Origin of the sequence: Amycolatopsis sp. La24 (assembly GCF_029087445.1) — a bacterium.
Taxonomy (GTDB): Bacteria; Actinomycetota; Actinomycetes; order Mycobacteriales; family Pseudonocardiaceae; genus Amycolatopsis; species Amycolatopsis nivea.
Map to the genome: position 1 here is coordinate 13,445 of NZ_JARACH010000019.1, position 20,767 is coordinate 34,211.

Below are 20,767 nucleotides of genomic sequence, written 5' to 3' on the forward strand. Positions count from 1 at the left end.
CGCACCGTGCTCTCACGGCGCGTGGTTCAGCCTCGCGGCAAGAACCTAACTGTCCGAAACCCCTACTTTCGTGCGGAAAAAGCTCCGTTACCCGAATGTTGCCGGTGCGGGCGAACGACAGAACGGCCCCTTCCCCGGGAGTCCGGGAAAGGGGCCGTTCGGCGAAATCGGGACTAGCTGAAGTCGACGGCGCGGATGGTGTGCGCGCCGACGGTGGCTCCGATCGGCTCGAGCACGTTGGCGTCCACGTGCCGGTCGACGCGCAGCAGCATGATCGAGTCGGAACCGTCCGTGCTCTGGCTGATCTGCGCGGCCTCGATGTTGATGCCGGCCTCGCCGAGCAGCGTGCCGACGCGGCCCATGACGCCCGGGCGGTCCGGGTACTCGATGACGAGCACGTCGCCCTCGGCGCGGAGGTCGAAGTGCCTGCCCTTGACCTCGACGATCTTCTCGACCTCGTCCTTGCCGGTGACCGAACCGGACACGGTGAGCGTCCCGCCGTCGCCGTGCACCGCGCGGAGCGTGACCAGGCTGCGGAACTTCGGGCTCTCCGACTCGGAAACCAGCTCCGCCTGCACGCCGAGCTCCTCGGCCAGCCGCGGCGCGTTGACGAAGGTGACCTGGTCCTCGACCACGCCCGCGAACAGCCCGCGCAGCGCCGCCAGCTTCAGCACCGCGGTGTCTTCGCTGGAGATCTCGCCCTTGACCTCGACGGTCAGCGACGTCGGAGCCTTCGGGTTCAGCGCGGTCAGCACCTGGCCGAGCTTCTGGGTGAGCGACAGGTACGGCCGCACGTGCTCGCCGACCGCGCCGCCGCCGGACACGTTCACCGCGTCCGGCACGAAGTCGCCGCGCAGCGCCAGCAGCACCGAACGCGCCACGTCCGTGCCCGCGCGGTCCTGCGCCTCGGCGGTGGACGCGCCGAGGTGCGGCGTGACGACGACGTTCGGCAGGTTGAACAGCGGGCTCTCGGTGGTCGGCTCGGTGACGAACACGTCGATGCCCGCGCCGCCCACGTGGCCGCTGCGCACCGCGTCGGCCAGCGCTTCCTCGACGATCAGACCGCCGCGGGCGGCGTTGACGATGATCACGCCGGGCTTGGTTTTCTTGAGCGCCTCGGCGTCGATGAGACCCTTGGTCTCCGGCGTCTTCGGCAGGTGGATGGAGATCGCGTCCGCGCGTTCCAGCAGCTCGTCGAGGGTGACCAGCTCGATGCCCAGCTGGCCGGCGCGTGCGGCCGAGACGTAGGGGTCGTATGCGATCAGCTTCGCGCCGAACGCGGCGAGCCGCTGGGCGAACAGCTGGCCGATCTTGCCGAGCCCGACGACGCCGACCGTCTTGCCGTTGATCTCGACGCCGGAGAACGAGCTGCGCTTCCATTCGCCGCCGCGGAGGCTCTGGTCGGCGGCGGGAACACGGCGGGCGACCGCGAGCAGCAGCGCGACCGCGTGCTCGGCGGCGGAGACGATGTTCGACGTCGGCGCGTTCACCACGAGCACGCCGCGCTCGGTGGCAGCCGGGACCTCGACATTGTCCAGGCCGACGCCCGCGCGGGCGACGACCTTCAGCTGAGTGGTCGCCCCGAGCACCTCGGCGTCGACCTTGGTGGCGGATCGGACCAAAAGCGCGTCGGCGCTCTTCACCGCCTCGAGCAGAGCGGGACGGTCGGTGCCGTCCACGTGCCGGACCTCTACCTCGTCACCGAACACACTCAGCACGGAGGGCGCGAGCTTCTCCGCGATGAGGACTACGGGTTTGCTGGGCTTGGTCACGATGCGGCTCCCACTATCTGGTCACGAAATCGAGGACGCTCTCTCGCGGCGCACGTCGTTGTGCCCGGACTGGCGGGAGTTTAACGCGGGGCACTGACAGCCCGCTGCCCCCGCTGTTCACTTGTTCGTAATCCGGTGAAGACAAGCCCCATCAGGCGCTCTGTACCGCCTTCTCCCGGAAGGTGGGATCCGGCCCAGGAAGCGCCGTGCAGCAACAAAAGCAGCTCCCGGACCGTCACGTCGGCGCGGAAAACGCCGGCCGCTTGCGCCCTGTCCACTAGGTGAGACGCGGCTTCGCGCATCGCTTCGCAGGAGGCGTGCAGCCGCGACTCCGGATCGTCGAACGCGTCCGCGAGCATTTCGGTAAGCCCGCGGTAAACGGCCGAGGTTTCGCCGAAGCCGATCAGCCAGGCGTACAGCCCGTCGAGCGGATCGTCGGCGAGCAGCAGCTCACGCGCCTTTTCCGCCTGGGTGTCGAACCGGTCCCGCAGCAGCGTCTCGATCAGGTCTTCCCTGGTCGGGAAGTGGCGATACAGGGTGCCGATCCCGACACCGGCGCTGCGGGCGACGTCTTCGAGCGAGGCGTCGACGCCGCGTTCGGCGAAGGCGCGCCTCGCTTCGGCCAGCAGGCGGTCGTAGTTGCGGCGGGCGTCCGCGCGCATCGGCTTGACGTCGGTCATCTCGGGTCCGAGTTTATCCCGTGACAAATCGGAGGCTTCCTCCGTATAGTAACCGGAGGCAGCCTCTGGTTCTGCGGTGCGTCCTCAGTGGACGTATCGACCTTGGCTGCGCCGGGATCACGCCGCGCTTCCGCGGCCAGGAACTTCTTGGAGTCTGTTGTGGATCTGTTCGCGAAGCTTCCCGCCGCCGCGGAAGGCGGAACCCGATGACCGTCGGGATCTGGACGTTCGCCTTTGACGGCAAGGAAATCGGCGAATTACGCACGGCCGCCCGCGAGGTCGAGTCGCTGGGTTTCACTGCCCTGTGGTTCGGCGAATACCGCGGCCGAGAGGCGCTCACGCAGGCCGCGCTGCTGCTCGAGACGACCACGACGTTGACTGTGGCGACAGGAATCGCACGATTTTCCGAACGGTCGGCAGCGTCCGCCGAAGCTGCTGGACGCACGCTGGCCGAGGCGTACCCAGGACGGTTCATGCTGGGCTTGGGCGGACATCAGCCCGGCGGCGGAGGCAGCGCGATGCAGGACTACCTCGACGCCATGGATGCAGTCGACCTGGACTTTGCTTCCAGAGTTCGGCCACGTCGGCTCCTAGCCGCCCTCGGCCCGAAAATGCTGAAACTCGCGGCGACTCAGGCCGACGGCGCGCACACGTACTTCGTCCCTCCAGAGCACACCGCATTCGCCCGGGAAACGATGGGACCCGACGCGTACCTCGCCGCCGAACAAGCCGTCGTCCTCGACCCAGACCCGTTGCGGGCGCGGCGAATCGCCCGCGAACACGTCGCCGGCTACGTGCGGCTCGCCCCACACCAAAGAGCGAATCTGCGCCGCCTCGGCTACACCGAGGAAGACCTAGCCGACGGCGGCAGCGACCGTCTGGTCGACGCGATCGTCGCCTACCGCAGCGAGCAGGAAGTCGCCGACCGAATCCGCGCACACCTCGACGCCGGCGCGGACCACGTCTGCGTCCAGGTTCTCGGCGACGGGCCGGAGATTCCCGTAGACGGCTGGCGTCGCCTCGCCGACCTGGTTCCCTGACTCCCCGATGGGGCTTTCGGCACTTCCCGCGAAAGCCCCACCCGGCTTACTCACGAGATCTCCGCCAAACCCGGCTACCGGTTCAGCCCGCACTCGCCGAAGCCGTCCCTCGGACGCCGAATCCCCTGCTCACCACGGATTCGCCACTAAACGGCGAATCCGTTCATCCCCTGCATACGGGCACTTTTTCGTTCATCACCGACATTCTCCCGCCTCCGCGCCCGCCGCAGTGATCCCGACGAACACTTCCCCTGAACGGGCGACCCCGGCGGGACCGTTTCGCCGTTCAGCGGCCACCACCCGCTGTTATCTTCGCGAGACGCCTCGCCCGCGTTCGCCCCGGGAGCCGCCGGTGTTCACGAAACTCGCCATCGCCGCGTCCCGAACAGTCGAACTGGTCCTGCTGGCGCTGGGGATCGTCACCTTTATCCAGGACGACAACGTCCTCGCCCTTCTCTCCTGGGATCTGCTCGCGCTGATCTATCTCGGCATCCGGATCGCGCGCGTGTCCCGTAGCCGGAAAAAAGACCACACCGACGCCCGGTGGCTGAAAGGCGTTCTCGGCCGTCGGCTGGGACTCCTGTTCACCCTGTTGACCAGCCTGGTCGGCGTCACCGCCGGACTGTCGATCGTCTTGCCGGAAACAGCGGGCATCGACCCGGTCGTGGCGAGAATCGTCGGTGTCCCCGCAGTCCTGCTGGCCTGGGCGATCCTGCACTTCGGTTATGCGGAGCGCTACGCCCAGAAGTACTACGACAGCCTCCCGACGCAGCACTTCCGCTTCCCCGAAACGGAACGTCCCACGCTGGCCGATTTCACCTATTTCGCGTTCACCATCGGGACGAGCTTCGCCGTCTCGGACGTCGAAACGAGGACGACGTCGATCCGTTCCCTTGTCCTCGCGCACAGCGTCCTGTCATTCATGTACAACACGGCCACGCTCGGCATCGCGGTCAGCGTCATCACCGGCGGACGTTGACCCCTTTGAGGGCTCATCCCAATCGGGGGTGTAGGAGTTGGGGTCTGAAGCCGCCGGTCTCGAGCAGGCTTCGGGCGATGTAGTTGGTCAGGTTGCGGAACCCGAGTGCGGAGCCGCGCAGGTGTTCGAGCCGTCCGTTGAGCGCCTCGGTCGGCCCGTTGCTGGTGCCGGGTCGTTCGAAGTAGGCGAGCACGTCGGCGGCTCGCTTCTTCAGGGTCCGGCCCAGGGTGGTGAGCTCGGTGAGCACCTTGGGGACGCCGGCGCTGAGGTCGGTGATCAGCTTCTCCATGAGCTCGCGGCCACGTTGCCGGTCCTCGTGGCGATAGGCGGCGATCATGCGCTGGTAGACACCCCAGGTCGCCTCGACCTCGACGTGAGCGTCATCAACGAACAGCGCGCGTAGCCTGTCGCTCTGCTTGTCGGTGAGCAGGTCCGCGCCGGTGTGCAGCGTGCGCCGCGACTTGTAGAGCGGGTCGTCCCTGAACCCACGGTGCCCGTGGATCGCGAGTTGGACCCGGCGCCGGCACCTGTCGAGGGCGTCACCGGCCAGGCGCACGACGTGGAAGGGATCCATCACCGTGACCGCGTCCGGGATCTCCTCCGCAGCGGCGGTCTTGAACCCGGTGAAGCCGTCCATCGCGACCACCTCGACCGCGTCACGGAAGGCGTCGTCGCGGTCGGCGAGCCAGGTCTTGAACGCCGCCTTCGACCGGCCCTCGACCATGTCCAGCAGCCTTGCTGGGCCGGCGCCATCGCGGACCGGGGTGAGGTCGATGATCACGGTGACGTACTTGTCGCCACGCCTGGTGTGGCGCCAGACGTGCTCATCGACGCCAATGACCTTCACGCCCTCGAACCGCGTGGGGTCGTTGATCAGCAGCCGATTGCCTTCGGCCAGGACCGCGTTGTTGGCGGTGTCCCACGCGACCCCGAGTCCCTCGGCGACACGGGCGACGGTGAGGTGTGCGACCACGATCCCTTCCAGCGCCCACCGCAACCCGGTGCGCGAGAGCTTCGCGCGTGGCTCCGTCGCGGCGCTGGTGTCTTGGCGCCACACGTGTCCGCAGTCGGCACAGCGGTAGCGGCGCACTACAACTTCCAGCACGGTCGGTCGCCAGCCCAGCGGCTCGTGGGCCAACCGCCGGATCACGGTGTCACGAGCAGCGCCTTCGCTGCCGCACCGTCGGCACCACTGATCTGGTTCCACCACGCGGCACGCGAGGACCGCACGATCCGGTTCAAGTCGTTGCCCGGTCACGCTCAGACCGAGGCCGTCGAGTCGAGCGAAGGCGGTCAGGTCAGGGCGGCCGAAGCCGGCCGGCGGGGTAGCGTCGGACACGTCGAGGTCTTTCGGATGGATGGCGTAGGAACCTCCATCGTCGGGAGACCTCGACGTCTATCTGCGGACCGACGCGCCCGGCCGACCTACACCCTCATCTGGGAAGAGCCCCTTTGAGTTACAGTTGTCCTCGCGCGGCAGGGGCCGCGTCCTGTCCGCGGAAAGGGCTGAGCCCACCCCCGTACTACGAGTTGCCGAGCTTTTCCTTCTTCCCTGCCCGGTGCCGGCGGACCACGGGGCGCACAAGGGAAGGAAGGACTCCCTGATGACGGCCTTGCCCGCCAACCCCGACCTCGGTCAGCTCCGCAAACAGGCGAAGGAACTCGCCCGCGCGGATGCGGTCGCACTGTCGGAAGCGCAGTTCCGGCTCGCCCGCCGCTACGGATTCCCCAGCTGGCCACAGCTTCAGTCGTACGTCCGGCGAATCGCCGAGCACGGACCGGACGTCCAGCACGCCTACCACCAGGACGTCGAGTACTACCGCGGCCGCGCCGTCGGCCTCCTCGCCTCAGCCGAAGACGGCACTCCCGACGCCCGCGCCGCCTTCGACCGGCACGAACAACCGTTGACCCGCACCGGCGCGCGAACCGTCATCGCCCGCGAGCACGGCTTCCCGACGTGGCGAGCACTGAAGGCCCACGTCGAGAACTTGCCGAAAAACGGCGAACCGTTCGCCCGGGCGTACCAGCTGGTAGAAGCCCGAGACTTGGACGGCCTGACCGCACTGCTCACCGAAGCCCCGCACCTTGCCCACGCACGCGGCACCAACGGGAACGATCTGCTCGGCATGGCCTCCGCGACCCATGACGAACGCCTCGTCCGCATCATGCTCGCCCACGGTGCCGATCCCGCACGAGCCAACGCACACGGTTGGACTGCCTTGCACCAAGCCGCCTACAGCAATTTACCACTGATCGCCGACCTCTTGATCAACGCCGGCGCACCCTTGGCCGTCTCCGGCCGCGGCGACGGCGGAACCCCGCTCATTGTGGCTCTATTTTGGGGAAATCGAGCTGTTGCCGAAAAACTGGCAACGCACGAACGGTCCCCTCGCAACCTGCGCGTCGCAGCCGGTCTCGGTGACGACGCGCTACTGGATGAACTCGTCAGTCCAAAGGGGACTCTTTCTCCCGCAGCCGGCGCACACCGTGAGTTCTACCGTCCACACAGCGGTTTTCCCTTCTGGCAGCCCACAAACGACCCCAAGGAAGTCCTCGACGAATCCCTAGCCTGGGCCGCCCGCAACAACCAAACAACCGCACTCCGCACCCTGGCGTCACGCGGCGCGAACCTGGACGCCGACGTCTACCGCGGCACCGCCCTCACCTGGGCAGCGACGTGTGGCCACTCAGCGGCAACAGAAACCCTGCTGTCACTGGGCGCAAACGTCAACCACGTCGGCACCTTCGGCGGCCCACGCCACGGAGTCGGCGTCACGGCGCTGCACCTGGCCGCCCAAAGCAACCGACTGGACGTCATCGAACTCCTCGTAAACGCCGGCGCCGACCTCACCGCCCGCGACGCTCTCTGGGACAGCACCCCCGAAGGCTGGGCAGAAGCCTGCGACAGCCCCGCCGCTCAAGAACTACTGCACCGCCTCAGTCGCCACTAATCGGCAACTCCCGGCCGGTAGACAACCGGAGTCTGTAGTCCGTATCGTAACGGACTACAGACTCCGGTTAACCGACCCCGCGGAGACCCTCATGCCGACTGCACGCGACCTTTTCGACCAGCTCTCCACCGGAATCACCGACGGCCGCTTCGCCGACCTCGCACGCCTCTACTCCGAAGACACCATCGTGGAACACCCCACCGCAGTCCCCAGGCCCGGACGCTTGGAAGGCCGAGCCGCAGTGCACGACCGTTTCGTCAGCGGCCTGGGCCAAACCCTTCGCCTCAAACGCCACGACGTGACCATTCACGACACCGCCGACCCCGAGGTCATCGTGGCCGAATACCAGTACACCGCCGAATCGCTAAAAACCGGCCGGACCACCGAGACCGCCAACATCCAAGTCCTCCGCGCCCGCGACGGACTCCTTACGCACACCCGCGACTATCACGACTACCTACGCCTGGCCTCGATCCAAAACGCGACCGCCGGCCTAGACCGCGGCATACGCCCAAGCGCCCGCTTACGAACCACGCCCCATCGCTCCGCGCCCGGCTGAACTCTTCTCCCCGAACAGCCGCGAAGGCGTATTCCAACGAGTCGTCTTCGGCGTCGCCGGCGGACGCTGGTCCGAACTCCCCGACCTCTATGCGGCAAAAACCGACGTCCGCCACCCGTTCCTGCCCGGCGCCCCTGTCCTCCGCACCCGAGACGACCTGCGAGCCCACTTCGCCGCCGGTGCCGCAGCAGCCTTCCGCATCGAGGTGACCGACTTAGTGCTCCACTTGAGCACCAACCCCGAAGTCGTCATCGGCGAATCGACCTACGTAGGCGAAACCAGCTCCGGGACTCCGTTCCAGGTGAACAACATCTTCGTCATGCGCGTCCGAGACGGCCAGATCATCGAATCCCGCGACTACGGTGACCACCTCGCCCTGGCCGCAGCCACCGGACGCCTGCCGGACCTCATCGCCCGCGTCGCCGAATAACGGCAACACCTCCAGCCTCTCGCCGCTGAACGGCAACCCCCACGCTATCCACAGCCACCACGGCGGCTCGCCACAAGATTCGCCACTCAACGGCGAACCAACATCCCGACGCAGCCAATCAAGCATCGAAACCCATCGTTGCCATTAAGCGGCAACAGCCGCCGCCCCACCGGCCGCGCCGGTCGCCGCTGAACGGCAAGTCACCCCAGATCAACTTTCGCCATTAAATGGCAAATGCCCCCTGACCAGCTTCAACCCACTGAATCTCCGCCAACCACCGGCACCCGCCTAGGTACTTCCCGAGCCCTCACCACCAACATCCTCACGCTCTTCAACAACCTTCACCAAAGCCGAAGCCACCAACGCCACCGCCCGGTCCCCATCCCCCGCCAGTTGCTGCAACGCCTCGCGCGCGAGCGTCCCCGGCATCTCCGCGAGCGCCTGCGTCAACCGGATCCGCACCGCTGAATCCGCAGGATGCGCCGCCGACGCATCGACCAACGCGCCGACAATGTCGTCCGCGCCCCCGTCCGCCAGCGCGCCCAAAACCTCAGCCGCCTCGACGTCGTTTCGCCCCTCAACGACCATTTCGACGAGCGTCGGCACAGCCTCCTCCACACCGCGCGCGCCCAGAGCGAGCGCCGCATGCCGACGGACCGCAGGATCGGAACCGGCGAGCGCGTCCATCAACACCGCGGTCGCCTCGTCGCCGGGCAACTCGATGAGTGCCAGAATCGCGCGTCGGCGGACGTCCGCGTCCTCCGAGCGGAGACCCGACGCCACATTCGCCACACCGTCGCCGTCGGTCCGGGCGAGGGCCCACCGGAGTGCGCCGGCGACGTTCGGGTCGGATTCAGTGAGGATCGCCCTAGCCAGCACTTCCGCGGGGACCGGAACATCGTCGGCCGGAGCCAGGACGGTCTGCTGTCGACGCGCGGCACCCGGTGAACTGAGCCCGCGCAGCAATTCGACGATGCGCAAGGCACCCTCCCATCCGGAGGGTGCCGAGGCATCGACCGCGCGGAGCCGGTCGAGCAGCTCCTGTTCCCGCTTCAGCCGGTCTTCGGTCCGCCGGATGAGGTCGCCGACCAGCTCCGACGGCACGAAAGCGGGATCTTCCAGCGCCCGGCCGATCTGCCGCAGCGACATCCCGAGCGACCGGAGGCTCTCCACGTGGAAGATCCGGCGGATGTCGTCGGCGGAGTATTCGCGATAGCCGCCCACGGTGCGGCCGGTCGGCCGCACCAGCCCGAGAGCGTCGTAGTGCCGGAGCATCCGGGTACTCACCCCCGAGCGGCGGGCGACCTCGCCGATCAGCACGCGGTTTCCCGAGCCCGTTCCGGACCGAGTGCGACAATCCGTTTCGCCTCGTCCACGGCTTGGTCGAAACCGGCGTCCGGGTCGCGAAGCAGCCGCTCTGTGGCAACAGCGTGCGCCCGAACATCCGGGTCGGTACTCGTCACTGCGGCCTCCAGCACCGGCTCGATCGTGGGGCCGAGCGCGACCAGCGCCCGGCTGAGGCTGAGCTGCAGGGTTCGGTCACCGCGACCGAGCTGTGTCGCCAGTTCAGCCGCCAGCCCGGGCTTGTCCCCGTCCGGCACCAGGACGACAGCTGCCCGCCATGCGCTTCTCGCGACCTCGTCGTCGGCGTCGCACAGCAACGATCGGGTGATCGCTGGCCACACGTTCCGGTCGCCGATTTTGGACAACGTGTGCAGCGACTGGCTCCGGGCCTGCGCCACCGGCGACCGCAGCTCCGCGAGAAGCCGCGGCACCGTGTCCCCTGCCGGGAACCGGGTCAACGCCCAAGTGAGCATGTCGCGCACGTAAAAGTCCGGCTCGATCGCGCACCGTGCGACGAGCGTCTCGACGAGACCAGGGCCGTCCGGGCGCGTTCCGATCGTCAGTGCGGCCTGCAGCCGCGTCGACGAGTCCCCGGCGCCCAACGCCTCGATCAGCCGTGTGAGCTGGGAATTCATCTGGGTCGAGTTCATCGGGATCACCTCCGCCGACCAGTGAAGACCTTGTCACAATGTCAATGTCAAACGCGGCGGGCAAAAGGAGCTGTCGCCGCTCAGTGGCGAATCCGGCCTACGTCCGATCCGCACCGACAGCGACGCCCACGATCGTGCACGGTTCGGTGCCGTGGTTTCGCCAAGCGTGCCGCGTGCCGTTCTGGACGACGACGTCGCCTGTCCGCAAGACCGTCTGCTCCCCGTCGTCCAGCTCCAACGTGACCTCGCCCGAGACGACCAGGACGTAATCGAGGGTGTCGGTGGTGTGCATGCCCGGTACGTCCGGCTCCATTGCGGCGGCCGCGCCCGGTGCCTGTCGCTCCAGTTCTTCCCAGGCTGCCGTCACGTCGAGATCCCGCGCCGGGGTCAGTTCGCCAGGCGCGATCGTGTTGATCATGAACCGCGAACCGTCCCGCGGCGGGTAATACGCCTCGGCCTGACCTGGCGAGCCGTTGTCGGGAAATGCCGGTCGCTCGTCCCTGCCCCACAGCCGGTAGATCGCGCAGCCCGGCATCAAGCCGGAGGTGATCGGCTCGACGGTGCCATCGGCGACCACCCGGGCCTTGCCGTCGGAGTCGTGCCCGGTGACCACTCGGCGAACCTTCGCGTGTGCCATCTCTTCGCCCCTCAGTACGGCAGCGTATGGATACGGCTGCGCATGGATACGCCACCGTATCCAGCGCGGACAGGGCCGTCAATACGGTGGCGTATCCTCCGCGCATGGTGAACGATTCGCCCCGGCTGTCCGCCCAGGACTGGACGCGGGCCGCGCTGAAGGCGATCGCGGACGGCGGACTGGCCGCGGTCGGAGTCGAGCCGCTCGCGCGGACGCTCGGCGTGACCAAGGGCAGTTTCTACGCGCACTTCCGCAACCGGGACGAGCTGATCACCGCGGCTCTCGCCGATTGGGGGCGAAACCACGGCGAAGCGGGGCTCGCCGAGTACGCCGCAATCGCCGATCCGCGGCAACGGCTGCGCGAACTGCTCACCGCCGTCGTGCGCGCCGTCCAGCCGTTGGCCCCGTCGGTACACCTGAGCCTGCTCGGCGATCGCAACGACCCGCGGGTCAAGAACGCGGTCGGCCGCGTCAACCAAGCCCGACTCAACCTTCTGACCAGCACGTATCTCGAACTCGGCTTCCCGCCGGATCAGGCGGCGCATCGGGCGCGAGTCGCTTACGCGGCCATTCTCGGGCTGCTGCACCTGGCCCAAACCGAGGCGGACTCGCCAAGTCCCGACGCACTTGCCGACGCGGCGGCGGCGATCTTCCTGCCGTCCTGAGGGCCAGCCCGCGCGCACCGCACCGGCCGCTGCAGCATTGGCCTCCCAGTGGCGAATCCGACGGGACACGAATCTGGTCCGGCGAGATCGGAGTAGCCGCGAATCGGCGAAACTCGCGATCGACCGAACATCCGGAGACCCGAGAATCCCGCCAAACGCGAGGCGGCCGATCGCGACCCGTGCACGGAATCGCTCGATAAGGTGGCATTCCTGACCATGTGTCGCCAAGAAGGGCGTGATGGAGATGCGGGTGCTCGTCTCGGTCGACATGGAGGGAATCGCCGGAGTAGTCCACGGCGAAGAGGTCATTCCCGGGCACAGCGAATACGAACGCAACCGCAAGCTGCTCACCGCGGAGGCCAACGCAGCCGTCCGCGGCGTATTCGCGTATGACGCAGCCGCGCACGTCCAGGTCACCGAGGCGCACGCGAGCTTCCGGAACCTTCTGCCCGAACTGCTGGACCGACGCGCCGAATTGCTCCGCGGCACACCCAAGCCTGGCGGGATGATGGCGGGATTGGCCGAGAATACGGACGCGGTCCTGTTCATCGGCTACCACGGCAAAGCCGGCACGCCCCGCTCGGTCATGGCGCACACCATCTCCGGCGGGACCATCGCGGACGTCCGTTGCAATGGCCGTTCGTTGGGCGAAATCGGGCTGAACACCGCGCTCGCGGCGCACTACGGCGCGCCGCCGGTGCTGGCCAGCGGCGATGACACCGTGGCCGCTGAGGCGGCCGAAGTCGCCCCGGGCATTCACTCCGTGGTGGTCAAACGCGCGCTGGGTGCGGGCGCGGCCGCGATGCTGCATCCCGACGAGGCGTGCGACCAAATCGAGCACGCGGTACCCGAAGCGCTGGCCGGCCGGGAGGACGTCCGGCCGCTGCGCTTTGACGGCCCGGTCGACCTGGAAGTCCAGGTGCACCGACCCCGGATGACCGAACACGCGCTGCTGGTGCCGGGAATGGAACTCGCCGACGGCCGCACCCTCCGCTACCGGGCACCGGACTTCCCGACTGCCTACCAGGTCATCGAACTCATCGCGACGCTCGGAGCCGTCTGACCCGGACAGCCAGACCCGACCGCGCAGCCGCGCTCGAACCTCTGACCTGGGCAATCACGCCGCTAACCACAGATTCGCCACTAAACGGCAACAGCCGCCCCCAAGCAGGGAGGCCGGTTTCCCGGTCAGCAAGGGCCGCGAAAAACCCTACGACTCCGGCAGTTCGAACTCGCCGTCCCGAACCCCGCGCGTGAACGCGTCCCATTCCGAAGGCGTGAACACGAGCACCGCACCGTCCGGGTCGGTCGGCTGCCGGATGGCCACGTAGGTCACCCCGTCCGAGTGCGGGACGAATGCGTACTCCGCGCAATGCTCCAGGGTCGCGCCCGCCGGTTCGGCGCGGATCCAGGTGACGCCGGTGAGGTCGAGTTCGTGCCGGATGTGCGCCTTGTCGTCGGTCGGGCGGCTCATCGCCACAGCGTATCCGCCATTCAGCGGCAACGCCTTGGAACGAAAAGAGGCCCCTGCCGTCCGGCGAACGGACGGCAGGGGCCTCCTGCCAAGAAAAACCGTCAGGCGGTCTCGGTGATCGGCCGGTCCACCCACGACATGAGGTCGCGGAGCTTCTTGCCGGTCTTCTCGATCGGGTGCTGGTTGCCCTGCTCCTCGAGCTTCGTGAAGTTCGGCCGGCCGGCCTCGTCCTCGGCGACCCACTCGCGGGCGAAGGTGCCGTCCTGGATCTCGCCCAGGATCTTCTTCATCTCCTCCTTGACGGCCGGCGAGATGACGCGCGGGCCGCGGGTGAGGTCGCCGTACTCGGCGGTGTCGGAGATGGAGTAGCGCTGGCGCGCGATGCCGCCCTCGTACATGAGGTCGACGATCAGCTTCAGCTCGTGCAGCACCTCGAAGTACGCGATCTCCGGGGCGTAGCCCGCCTCGGTGAGCACCTCGAAACCGGTCTGCACCAGCGCGGACGCGCCGCCGCACAGCACGGCCTGCTCGCCGAAGAGGTCGGTCTCGGTCTCCTCGGTGAAGGTCGTCTTGATGACGCCGGCCCGCGCGCCGCCGATCGCCGCGGCGTAGGAGAGCGCGAGCGCCTGGGCGTTGCCCGAAGCGTCCTGCTCGACCGCGATCAGGCAGGGCACGCCCTTGCCGTCCACGAACTGGCGGCGGACCAGGTGGCCCGGGCCCTTCGGGGCGACCATCGCGACGTCGACGTTCGCCGGCGGCTTGATCAGCTCGTACCGGATGTTGAAGCCGTGGCCGAAGAAGAGCGCGTCGCCGTCCTTGAGGTTCGGCGCGATGTGCTCTTCGTAGATGAAGCGCTGCTTCGTGTCCGGCGCGAGGATCATGATCACGTCGGCCTCGGCGGCCGCCTCGGCGACCGACAGCACGCGCAGGCCCTGCTCCTCGGCCTTCGCCCGGGACTTGGACCCCTCCTGAAGGCCGATCCGGACGTCGACGCCCGAGTCGCGCAGGCTGAGCGAGTGCGCGTGGCCCTGGCTGCCGTAGCCGATCACGGCGACCTTGCGACCCTGGATGATCGACAGGTCGGCGTCGTCGTCGTAGAAGATTTCCACTGCCATGGGGGGTACTACTTCCTTCCGTACTTACACGAAATCTGAGGTTCAGCGGGGAGAAGCGGCGGTGATCGAGCGGGCCCCGCGGCCCACCGCGACCATGCCGGACTGGACGAGTTCGCGGATGCCGTACGGCTCCAGCATCCGCAGCAGCGCGCCGATCTTGTCCGACGTCCCGGTCGCCTCGACGGTGAGCGCCTCCGGCGAGACGTCCACTACCTTGGCGCGGAAGAGCTGGACGGTCTCGAGGACCTGGCTGCGCACGGTGGCGTCGGCCCTGACCTTCACGAGCAGCAGTTCGCGCTGCACCGCGCTGCCAGTTTCCAGCTCGACGATCTTGATCACGTTCACCAGCTTGTTGAGCTGTTTGGTCACCTGTTCGAGCGGTAGCTCCTCAACGGCGACCACGATCGTCATCCGGGACACCTCGGGGTTCTCCGTGGGCCCGACAGCAAGGGACTCGATGTTGAAGCCGCGGCGGGAGAACAGTCCCGAGACCCGGGCGAGCACACCGGGCTTGTTCTCGACCAGCACGCTCAGCGTGTGGACAGTCATGCTTGTTCTCCCTCCGCGGCCGCGGCCTCGGCGGCTTCCTGCGAAACCTCGTCGTCGTCGAACAGCGGCCGGATGCCGCGGACGGCCATGATCTCGTCGTTCCCGGTGCCCGCGGCGACCATCGGCCACACCTGGGCATCCTTCCCCACGACGAAATCGATCACGACGGGGCGGTCGTTGATTTCCATCGCGCGCCGGATCGTCGCGTCGACGTCTTCCTTGGCCTCGCAGCGCAGGCCCGCACAGCCGAGCGCCTCGGCCAGCAGCGTGAAGTCCGGGATGCGGTGCTTGTGCGTGCCGAGGTCGGTGTTGGAGTACCGCTCGGAGTAGAACAGGTTCTGCCACTGGCGGACCATGCCGAGGTTGCCGTTGTTGATCACGGCGACCTTGATCGGCGCGCCCTCGATGGCGCAGGTGGCGAGTTCCTGGTTGGTCATCTGGAAGCAGCCGTCGCCGTCGATCGCCCACACCTGCGTGTCCGGGAGGCCGAACTGCGCGCCCATCGCGGCCGGGACGGCGAAGCCCATGGTGCCGAGGCCGCCGGAGTTGATCCAGGTGCGCGGCTTCTCGTACTTCACGAACTGCGCGGCCCACATCTGGTGCTGCCCGACGCCCGCGGCGTACACCGCGTCCGGGCCGACCAGCTCGCCGATCCGCTCGATGACGTACTGCGGCGACAGCGAACCGTCGTCGGGCCATTCGTAGCCCGCCGGGTAGTCCTCGCGCCACGAGTCGACCTGCGTCCACCAGTCGCTCAGGTCGGGACGGGCGCGGTCGAACTCGGTCTTCACCGCTTCGATCAGCTCGCCGATGATCTCCTTGCAGTCGCCGACGATCGGCACGTCCGCCTTGCGGTTCTTGGAGATCTCGGCCGGGTCGATGTCCGCGTGGACGATCTTCGCGTCCGGCGCGAACGACGACAGCTGGCCGGTGACCCGGTCGTCGAACCGGGCGCCGAGCGCGACCAGCAGGTCAGCGCGCTGCATCGAAGCGACCGCGGCGACGGACCCGTGCATGCCGGGCATGCCGACGTGCTGGCGGTGCGAGTCCGGGAACGCGCCGCGCGCCATCAGCGTGGTGGCGACCGGGATGCCGGTCAGCTCGGCGAGTTCGCGCAGCTGCTCGGACGCCTCGGCCTTGATCACGCCGCCGCCGACGTACAGCACCGGCCGCTGGGCCTGCGCGATCAGCTTCGCGGCCTCGCGGACCTGCTTGCCGTGCGGACGCAGCGTCGGGCGGTAGCCGGGCAGCCGCAGTTCGGGCGGCCAGGAGAACGAGGTCATCTCCTGCAGCACGTCCTTGGGGATGTCCACCAGCACCGGGCCCGGTCGTCCGGTCGCGGCCAGGTGGAACGCCTCGGCGATCGCCCGCGGGATCTCCGCCGGGTCGGTGACGAGGAAGTTGTGCTTGGTGATCGGCATGGTGATGCCGCAGATGTCGGCTTCCTGGAACGCGTCGGTGCCGATCAGGGCGCGCGACTGCTGCCCGGTGATGGCGACGACCGGAACCGAGTCCATGTTGGCGTCGGCCAGCGGAGTGACGAGGTTCGTGGCTCCCGGACCCGAGGTGGCCATGCAGACGCCGACCTTGCCGGTCGCCTGGGCGTACCCGGTGGCGGCGTGTCCGGCGCCCTGCTCGTGGCGGACGAGGACGTGGCGGACCTTCGTCGAGTCGAGCAACGGGTCGTAGGCGGGAAGGATGGTGCCACCCGGAATGCCGAACACGACCTCCGCGCCGACCGCCTCGAGCGAGCGGACAAGCGACTGCGCGCCGGTGACGCGCACCGGCGTACCCGCCGGCGGGGCGGGCTTCGGACGTGCTCCTGGGACACCGGGCGCGGTCGGCCCGGGCTTCGCGTCGCTGCGCGACGTGGCACTGGTCATCGGTTCTGCCTCGTGGGTTCTCGGTGTCACTCGTTCGGGTTGTCTGGGCCGTACTTCCGGTCGGGGAACCGGTTTCACGCAACAAAAAACCCTCGCCGACCGTAAGGTCGCACGAGGGTCGCGCGTCGACGCAGAGGACTCTTCCTAAGCGTCGGCGCGCTGGGGAAGTACGAGACCGGTCTGCGTAATCACGGCCCCGACGTTAGTCGCGCGCCCGGGCGAGTGTCAACTCTACGGGACGGCGGTTCCGCATCGTGGACGGCCAGTACTGCTCCCGCGCGACCCGGACGCAGGTCACTCCCGGCGTCGGTGCACCATTCCTGCGTGGCCAAGAAACAGCAGGACCAGCGTGCGGACGAGGGCCGGAAGGCCGTGTTCCGGATCCCGACCACGGCGTATCTCGCGATCGGTCTGCTGACCGTCTGTGTGACACCGATCGCACTGGGCGAGATCGGCGGATTCCAGTGGCTGTACGTCTTCCCGCTCGCGCTGCTCGTGTTCGTCGCGCGCACGCGCACCGTCGCGACCCGCGAAGGACTCCACATCCGGACCGTCTTCGGCAAGCGCGACCTGCCGTGGTCGTCGCTCAAGGGCCTGGCGATCACGAACAAGGCCCGCGTGCGCGCGGTCCTCGGCGACGACACGCAGGTCAGTCTTCCCACGGTGCGGACGCGGCACCTTCCGGTACTGGCGCTGGTGAGCGAGGGCAAGATCCAGGACCCGTCCGGCGTGCTGAGCGACGAGGAGCTCACCGGTCGCAAACCGGCCGCCGCCGAGACCGCGCCGGACGCTGCTGAGGAACCCGCTGAGGAACCCGCGCCGGAGCCCTCTCCCGAGCCCTCCCCCGGGCCCGCCGAACCGGAGCCTTCCGCCGACGCGGAACGGACCGGCGGCGGCAGCGGCAAACCCGCCGAGTAGAATTGGTAGGACCAGTTTGCGGAGCCGTAGTTCCCCTCCGCCTGGTTCAGCCTTCTGACCTGGGAGAATGCCGTGCCGCACCTCCGTTCCCGGACCACCACCCACGGTCGCAACGCGGCGGGCGCACGCTCGCTCTGGCGTGCGACCGGAATGACCGACAGCGATTTCGGCAAGCCGATCGTCGCCATCGCCAACTCCTACACCCAGTTCGTGCCCGGCCACGTGCACCTCAAGGACCTCGGCGAGATCGTCGCCGAGGCGGTCGCCGAAGCAGGCGGCATCGCGCGCGAGTTCCACACGATCGCGGTCGACGACGGCATCGCGATGGGCCACTCGGGCATGCTCTACTCGCTGCCCTCGCGCGAGATCATCGCCGACTCGGTGGAGTACATGGTCAACGCGCATCAGGCCGACGCGCTGGTGTGCATCTCCAACTGCGACAAGATCACGCCGGGCATGCTCAACGCTGCGATGCGGCTCAACATCCCGACCGTGTTCGTCTCCGGCGGTCCGATGGAAGCCGGCAAGGCAGTGGTCGTCGAAGGCGTCGCGCACGCCCCGACCGACTTGATCACCACCATCGCGGCCTCCGCGAACTCCGCAGTCGACGAGGCCGGTCTGTCCGAGGTCGAGCGCTCCGCCTGTCCGACCTGCGGTTCCTGCTCCGGCATGTTCACCGCGAACTCGATGAACTGCCTCACCGAAGCGCTGGGCTTGTCGTTGCCGGGCAACGGTTCCACGCTCGCGACGCACGCGGCTCGCCGCGAACTGTTCTCCAACGCCGGACGCACGGTGGTCGAGCTGTGCAAGCGCTGGTACGGCGACGATGACGAGTCGGCGTTGCCGCGTTCGATCGCCACCAAGGAGGCGTTCGAGAACGCGATGGCGCTCGACATGGCCATGGGCGGGTCGACGAACACCGTGCTGCACATCCTCGCCGCCGCGCAGGAGGGCGAGGTCGACTTCACGATCAGCGACATCGACGCCATCGGACGGCGGGTGCCGTGCCTGTCGAAGGTCGCGCCGAACTCCGACTATCACATGGAAGACGTCCACCGGGCCGGCGGAATCCCCGCGATCCTGGGCGAGCTGTACCGCGGCGGCCTGCTGAACACCGGCGTGCACGCGGTCCACGCGCCGGACATCGCGACGTGGCTGAACGAGTGGGACATCCGCGCCGAGTCTCCGTCGGAGAAGGCGCTGGAGCTGTTCCACGCTGCCCCGGGCGGGGTCCGGACCACCGAGGCGTTCTCGACGGAAAACCGCTGGTCGTCGCTGGACACCGATGCCGCTGGCGGTTGCATCCGCGACGTCGAACACGCCTACACGAAGGACGGCGGCCTCGCGATCCTGCGCGGCAACCTGGCCGAGAACGGCGCCGTGATCAAGTCCGCGGGCATCGACGAAGAGCTGTGGCACTTCCAGGGCCCGGCGCGGGTGCTGGAAAGCCAGGAGGAAGCCGTGTCGGCGATCCTCAAGAAGGAGATCCAGCCGGGCGAAGTGCTGGTCATCCGCTACGAGGGCCCGGCGGGCGGTCCCGGCATGCAGGAAATGCTGCACCCGACGGCGTTCCTCAAGGGATCCGGCCTCGGCAAGAAATGCGCCCTGATCACCGACGGCCGCTTCTCCGGCGGCTCCTCGGGCATCTCGGTCGGGCACATCTCGCCGGAAGCTGCCGCGGGCGGACTGATCGGCCTGGTCGAGAACGGCGACCAGATCGTCCTGGACGTCCACGAGCGCCGGCTCGAGCTGCTGGTCGAACCGGAAGTTCTGGCCGAACGGCGGGCGAAGATGGAGGCTTCGGAGCGTCCGTGGCAGCCGAAGGACCGGGAACGCCCGATCACCTCGGCGCTGCGGGCCTACGCCCGAATGGCCACGTCGGCCGACACCGGCGCGGTCCGGGACCCGAACCGCTGATCCTGCTGTTCGCTTTGCCGGAAGGGGCCCGCGCGTGGTGCGCGGGCCCCTTTTCCGTATCTCGGCCAGTCGGCTTCCACCGCCGCAATCCCGAATTGCGCCGCCGACGGTCCCGGCCGACACAATTCGCCGCTAAACGGCCAACGGTTACCGCGGCTGGCCCGAGTCCCCCGGTCCGCCCCATTCGCCACTCAACGGCGACCGCTCCCCTGACCAGCCCAACCCACCCCGGGGTCAACGCGAATCGCCACTCAACGGCGAGCAGTCGCTCCGGCCTGCCCGAGTCGCCAGGCAGCAACATTCGCCGCCAAACGGCGAACACTCGCTCTCGCCAGCCCAAGGCCCCCGAGCGGCACGATTCGCCGCTCAACGGCCACGGACCGCCCACCCGCGCGCCAAGCTCCAGCCGCGGCACCCACGTCTACTGCCGCCACTCACGAGCGAGTCCAGCGAACCTCGGATTGCGGCCCCGACCAGGCATTCGCCACTAAACGGCAACACCTGAGCGGTCTGGTCAACGACCCGAGCCCACCAACCCCACCGTTGCGTCCTCCGCGCAGTCAGCGACGCAGGCCCCGGCCGGGTCAGCGAGTCAGAACGATGACCACCACAGACGCGGCCGCCGCCAGCAGCAACGAGATGAACCCCAGCGGCAGCGGCCGTTTCCGCCACGGCGTGTTCCGCTCCAGCGAGATGGTGCCCGCGCCGGTGAAGATCAGCGTCAGCGCGCACAGGCCCAGGAGCAGCTCGTACTCCCAGCCCTGACCGGCACCCTCGAAGAAGCCTCCGTGGAACTTCGCGTAGACGATGTTCGCGGCCACACCCAGCAGCCCCGCCGCGGCGAGCGGGGTGAAGAGGCCGACGATCAGCAGCGCACTGCCCGCGACCTCGGTGATGCCGGTGATCCAGGACAGCAGCGTCGTCTGTTTGTGGTACCCGAACATCTCGAGCACGTGCGCGAACCCGCCGACGCCCGGTCCGCCGAAAGCGCCGAACAGATGCTGCAGGCCGTGCGCACCCATGATCACGCCGAGCCCCAGGCGCAAGACGAGCAGGCCGAAGCCGAGACCGCCCTGCCGCGGTTCGTCGTAGTCGTTGCCGGCAGAGTCCTCGACACCGGACAGCACGCTGGTCTGGTAGTCGTCCCCTTGAGTGGTCACGCGGCGAAGATTAGGGGATTCAGCCGTGGCCCGCGAGCGAGCAC

At 68.2% G+C, this 20,767-nt stretch carries 20 protein-coding genes; 9 read left to right on the plus strand and 11 right to left on the minus strand.

Translation table 11 applies throughout. From position 1 onward, the window contains the following. Positions 1-173 precede the first annotated feature (173 nt). Both serA and PUT80_RS19370 read right to left on the minus strand, forming a co-directional pair. A complete protein-coding gene (gene serA / locus PUT80_RS19365; RefSeq protein WP_134665574.1) occupies positions 174-1,772 on the minus strand; it encodes a phosphoglycerate dehydrogenase in 1,599 nt (532 codons plus the stop codon). Positions 1,773-1,852: 80 nt separating this feature from the next. Beyond that, positions 1,853-2,452, minus strand: coding sequence for a TetR/AcrR family transcriptional regulator (locus tag PUT80_RS19370; protein ID WP_275293025.1), 600 nt, complete (start codon positions 2,450-2,452; stop codon positions 1,853-1,855). 206 nt (positions 2,453-2,658) lie between these two features. On the opposite strand from PUT80_RS19370, the gene PUT80_RS19375 reads away from it, so the two are divergent. Next, on the plus strand, positions 2,659-3,492 hold the full coding sequence (locus tag PUT80_RS19375; protein ID WP_275293026.1) for a TIGR03620 family F420-dependent LLM class oxidoreductase: 834 nt from the start codon (positions 2,659-2,661) through the stop codon (positions 3,490-3,492). Positions 3,493-3,844: 352 nt separating this feature from the next. Next, on the plus strand, positions 3,845-4,471 hold the full coding sequence (locus PUT80_RS19380) for a DUF1345 domain-containing protein (RefSeq protein WP_238607912.1): 627 nt from the start codon (positions 3,845-3,847) through the stop codon (positions 4,469-4,471). A gap of 13 nt (positions 4,472-4,484) precedes the next feature. Here the strand turns inward: PUT80_RS19380 and PUT80_RS19385 are convergent, their stop codons facing one another. Then, a complete protein-coding gene (locus PUT80_RS19385) occupies positions 4,485-5,810 on the minus strand; it encodes an ISL3-like element ISPfr2 family transposase (RefSeq protein ID WP_275293027.1) in 1,326 nt (441 codons plus the stop codon). A 265-nt stretch (positions 5,811-6,075) separates the two neighbouring features. On the opposite strand from PUT80_RS19385, the gene PUT80_RS19390 reads away from it, so the two are divergent. The 3 genes from PUT80_RS19390 to PUT80_RS19400 all read left to right on the plus strand — a co-directional run bounded on the left by PUT80_RS19390 (position 6,076) and on the right by PUT80_RS19400 (position 8,411). Beyond that, positions 6,076-7,422 (plus strand): ankyrin repeat domain-containing protein, encoded by a 1,347-nt coding sequence (locus PUT80_RS19390; RefSeq protein WP_275293028.1) that lies wholly within the window; start codon positions 6,076-6,078, stop codon positions 7,420-7,422. 91 nt (positions 7,423-7,513) lie between these two features. Beyond that, on the plus strand, positions 7,514-7,981 hold the full coding sequence (locus tag PUT80_RS19395) for a nuclear transport factor 2 family protein (protein ID WP_275293029.1): 468 nt from the start codon (positions 7,514-7,516) through the stop codon (positions 7,979-7,981). After that, positions 7,962-8,411: a nuclear transport factor 2 family protein gene (locus PUT80_RS19400; RefSeq protein ID WP_275293090.1), complete on the plus strand. Its 450-nt coding sequence runs from the start codon at positions 7,962-7,964 to the stop codon at positions 8,409-8,411. Before PUT80_RS19395 ends, PUT80_RS19400 begins: the two co-directional genes overlap by 20 nt. A 288-nt stretch (positions 8,412-8,699) precedes the next feature. On the opposite strand, the gene PUT80_RS19405 is transcribed toward PUT80_RS19400, so the two are convergent. From PUT80_RS19405 to PUT80_RS19415, 3 genes are all read right to left on the minus strand, one after another. Then, the gene (locus tag PUT80_RS19405) at positions 8,700-9,731 is read right to left on the minus strand and encodes a HEAT repeat domain-containing protein (RefSeq protein WP_275293030.1); all 1,032 of its coding nucleotides are present in this window, start codon (positions 9,729-9,731) and stop codon (positions 8,700-8,702) included. Next, a complete protein-coding gene (locus tag PUT80_RS19410; RefSeq protein ID WP_275293031.1) occupies positions 9,725-10,405 on the minus strand; it encodes a HEAT repeat domain-containing protein in 681 nt (226 codons plus the stop codon). Before PUT80_RS19410 ends, PUT80_RS19405 begins: the two co-directional genes overlap by 7 nt. 97 nt (positions 10,406-10,502) lie before the next feature. Continuing rightward, positions 10,503-11,042, minus strand: a complete 540-nt coding sequence (locus PUT80_RS19415) for a cupin domain-containing protein (RefSeq protein ID WP_275293032.1) — start codon at positions 11,040-11,042, stop codon at positions 10,503-10,505. 104 nt (positions 11,043-11,146) lie between these two features. Between PUT80_RS19415 and PUT80_RS19420 the strand changes: the two genes are divergently transcribed. Both PUT80_RS19420 and PUT80_RS19425 read left to right on the plus strand, forming a co-directional pair. Beyond that, a complete protein-coding gene (locus tag PUT80_RS19420; protein ID WP_275293033.1) occupies positions 11,147-11,707 on the plus strand; it encodes a TetR/AcrR family transcriptional regulator in 561 nt (186 codons plus the stop codon). A gap of 238 nt (positions 11,708-11,945) precedes the next feature. Next, a complete protein-coding gene (locus tag PUT80_RS19425; RefSeq protein ID WP_275293034.1) occupies positions 11,946-12,770 on the plus strand; it encodes a M55 family metallopeptidase in 825 nt (274 codons plus the stop codon). 147 nt (positions 12,771-12,917) lie between these two features. Here PUT80_RS19425 and PUT80_RS19430 read toward each other — a convergent pair whose 3' ends face one another. The 4 genes from PUT80_RS19430 to PUT80_RS19445 form a co-directional block, all read right to left on the minus strand. Beyond that, the gene (locus tag PUT80_RS19430; RefSeq protein ID WP_238607916.1) at positions 12,918-13,181 is read right to left on the minus strand and encodes a DUF397 domain-containing protein; all 264 of its coding nucleotides are present in this window, start codon (positions 13,179-13,181) and stop codon (positions 12,918-12,920) included. A gap of 101 nt (positions 13,182-13,282) precedes the next feature. Beyond that, complete coding sequence (ilvC, locus tag PUT80_RS19435; protein WP_037811773.1) at positions 13,283-14,296, minus strand: ketol-acid reductoisomerase; 1,014 nt, start codon at positions 14,294-14,296, stop codon at positions 13,283-13,285. Between the two features lie 42 nt (positions 14,297-14,338). Continuing rightward, positions 14,339-14,845, minus strand: a complete 507-nt coding sequence (gene ilvN / locus PUT80_RS19440) for an acetolactate synthase small subunit (protein WP_037811774.1) — start codon at positions 14,843-14,845, stop codon at positions 14,339-14,341. After that, positions 14,842-16,728: an acetolactate synthase large subunit gene (locus PUT80_RS19445; protein ID WP_167756505.1), complete on the minus strand. Its 1,887-nt coding sequence runs from the start codon at positions 16,726-16,728 to the stop codon at positions 14,842-14,844. Before PUT80_RS19445 ends, ilvN begins: the two co-directional genes overlap by 4 nt. Before the next feature lie 324 nt (positions 16,729-17,052). Between PUT80_RS19445 and PUT80_RS19450 the strand changes: the two genes are divergently transcribed. After that, positions 17,053-17,646 (plus strand): PH domain-containing protein, encoded by a 594-nt coding sequence (locus PUT80_RS19450; RefSeq protein WP_275293035.1) that lies wholly within the window; start codon positions 17,053-17,055, stop codon positions 17,644-17,646. Positions 17,647-17,718: 72 nt separating this feature from the next. Beyond that, positions 17,719-19,563 carry a dihydroxy-acid dehydratase gene (gene ilvD / locus PUT80_RS19455; RefSeq protein ID WP_275293036.1) on the plus strand — a complete coding sequence of 615 codons (1,845 nt, stop codon included), beginning with the start codon at positions 17,719-17,721 and terminating at the stop codon, positions 19,561-19,563. Positions 19,564-20,147: 584 nt separating this feature from the next. Here ilvD and PUT80_RS19460 read toward each other — a convergent pair. Next, positions 20,148-20,723, minus strand: a complete 576-nt coding sequence (locus PUT80_RS19460; RefSeq protein ID WP_134665599.1) for a DoxX family membrane protein — start codon at positions 20,721-20,723, stop codon at positions 20,148-20,150. Positions 20,724-20,767 lie beyond the last annotated feature (44 nt).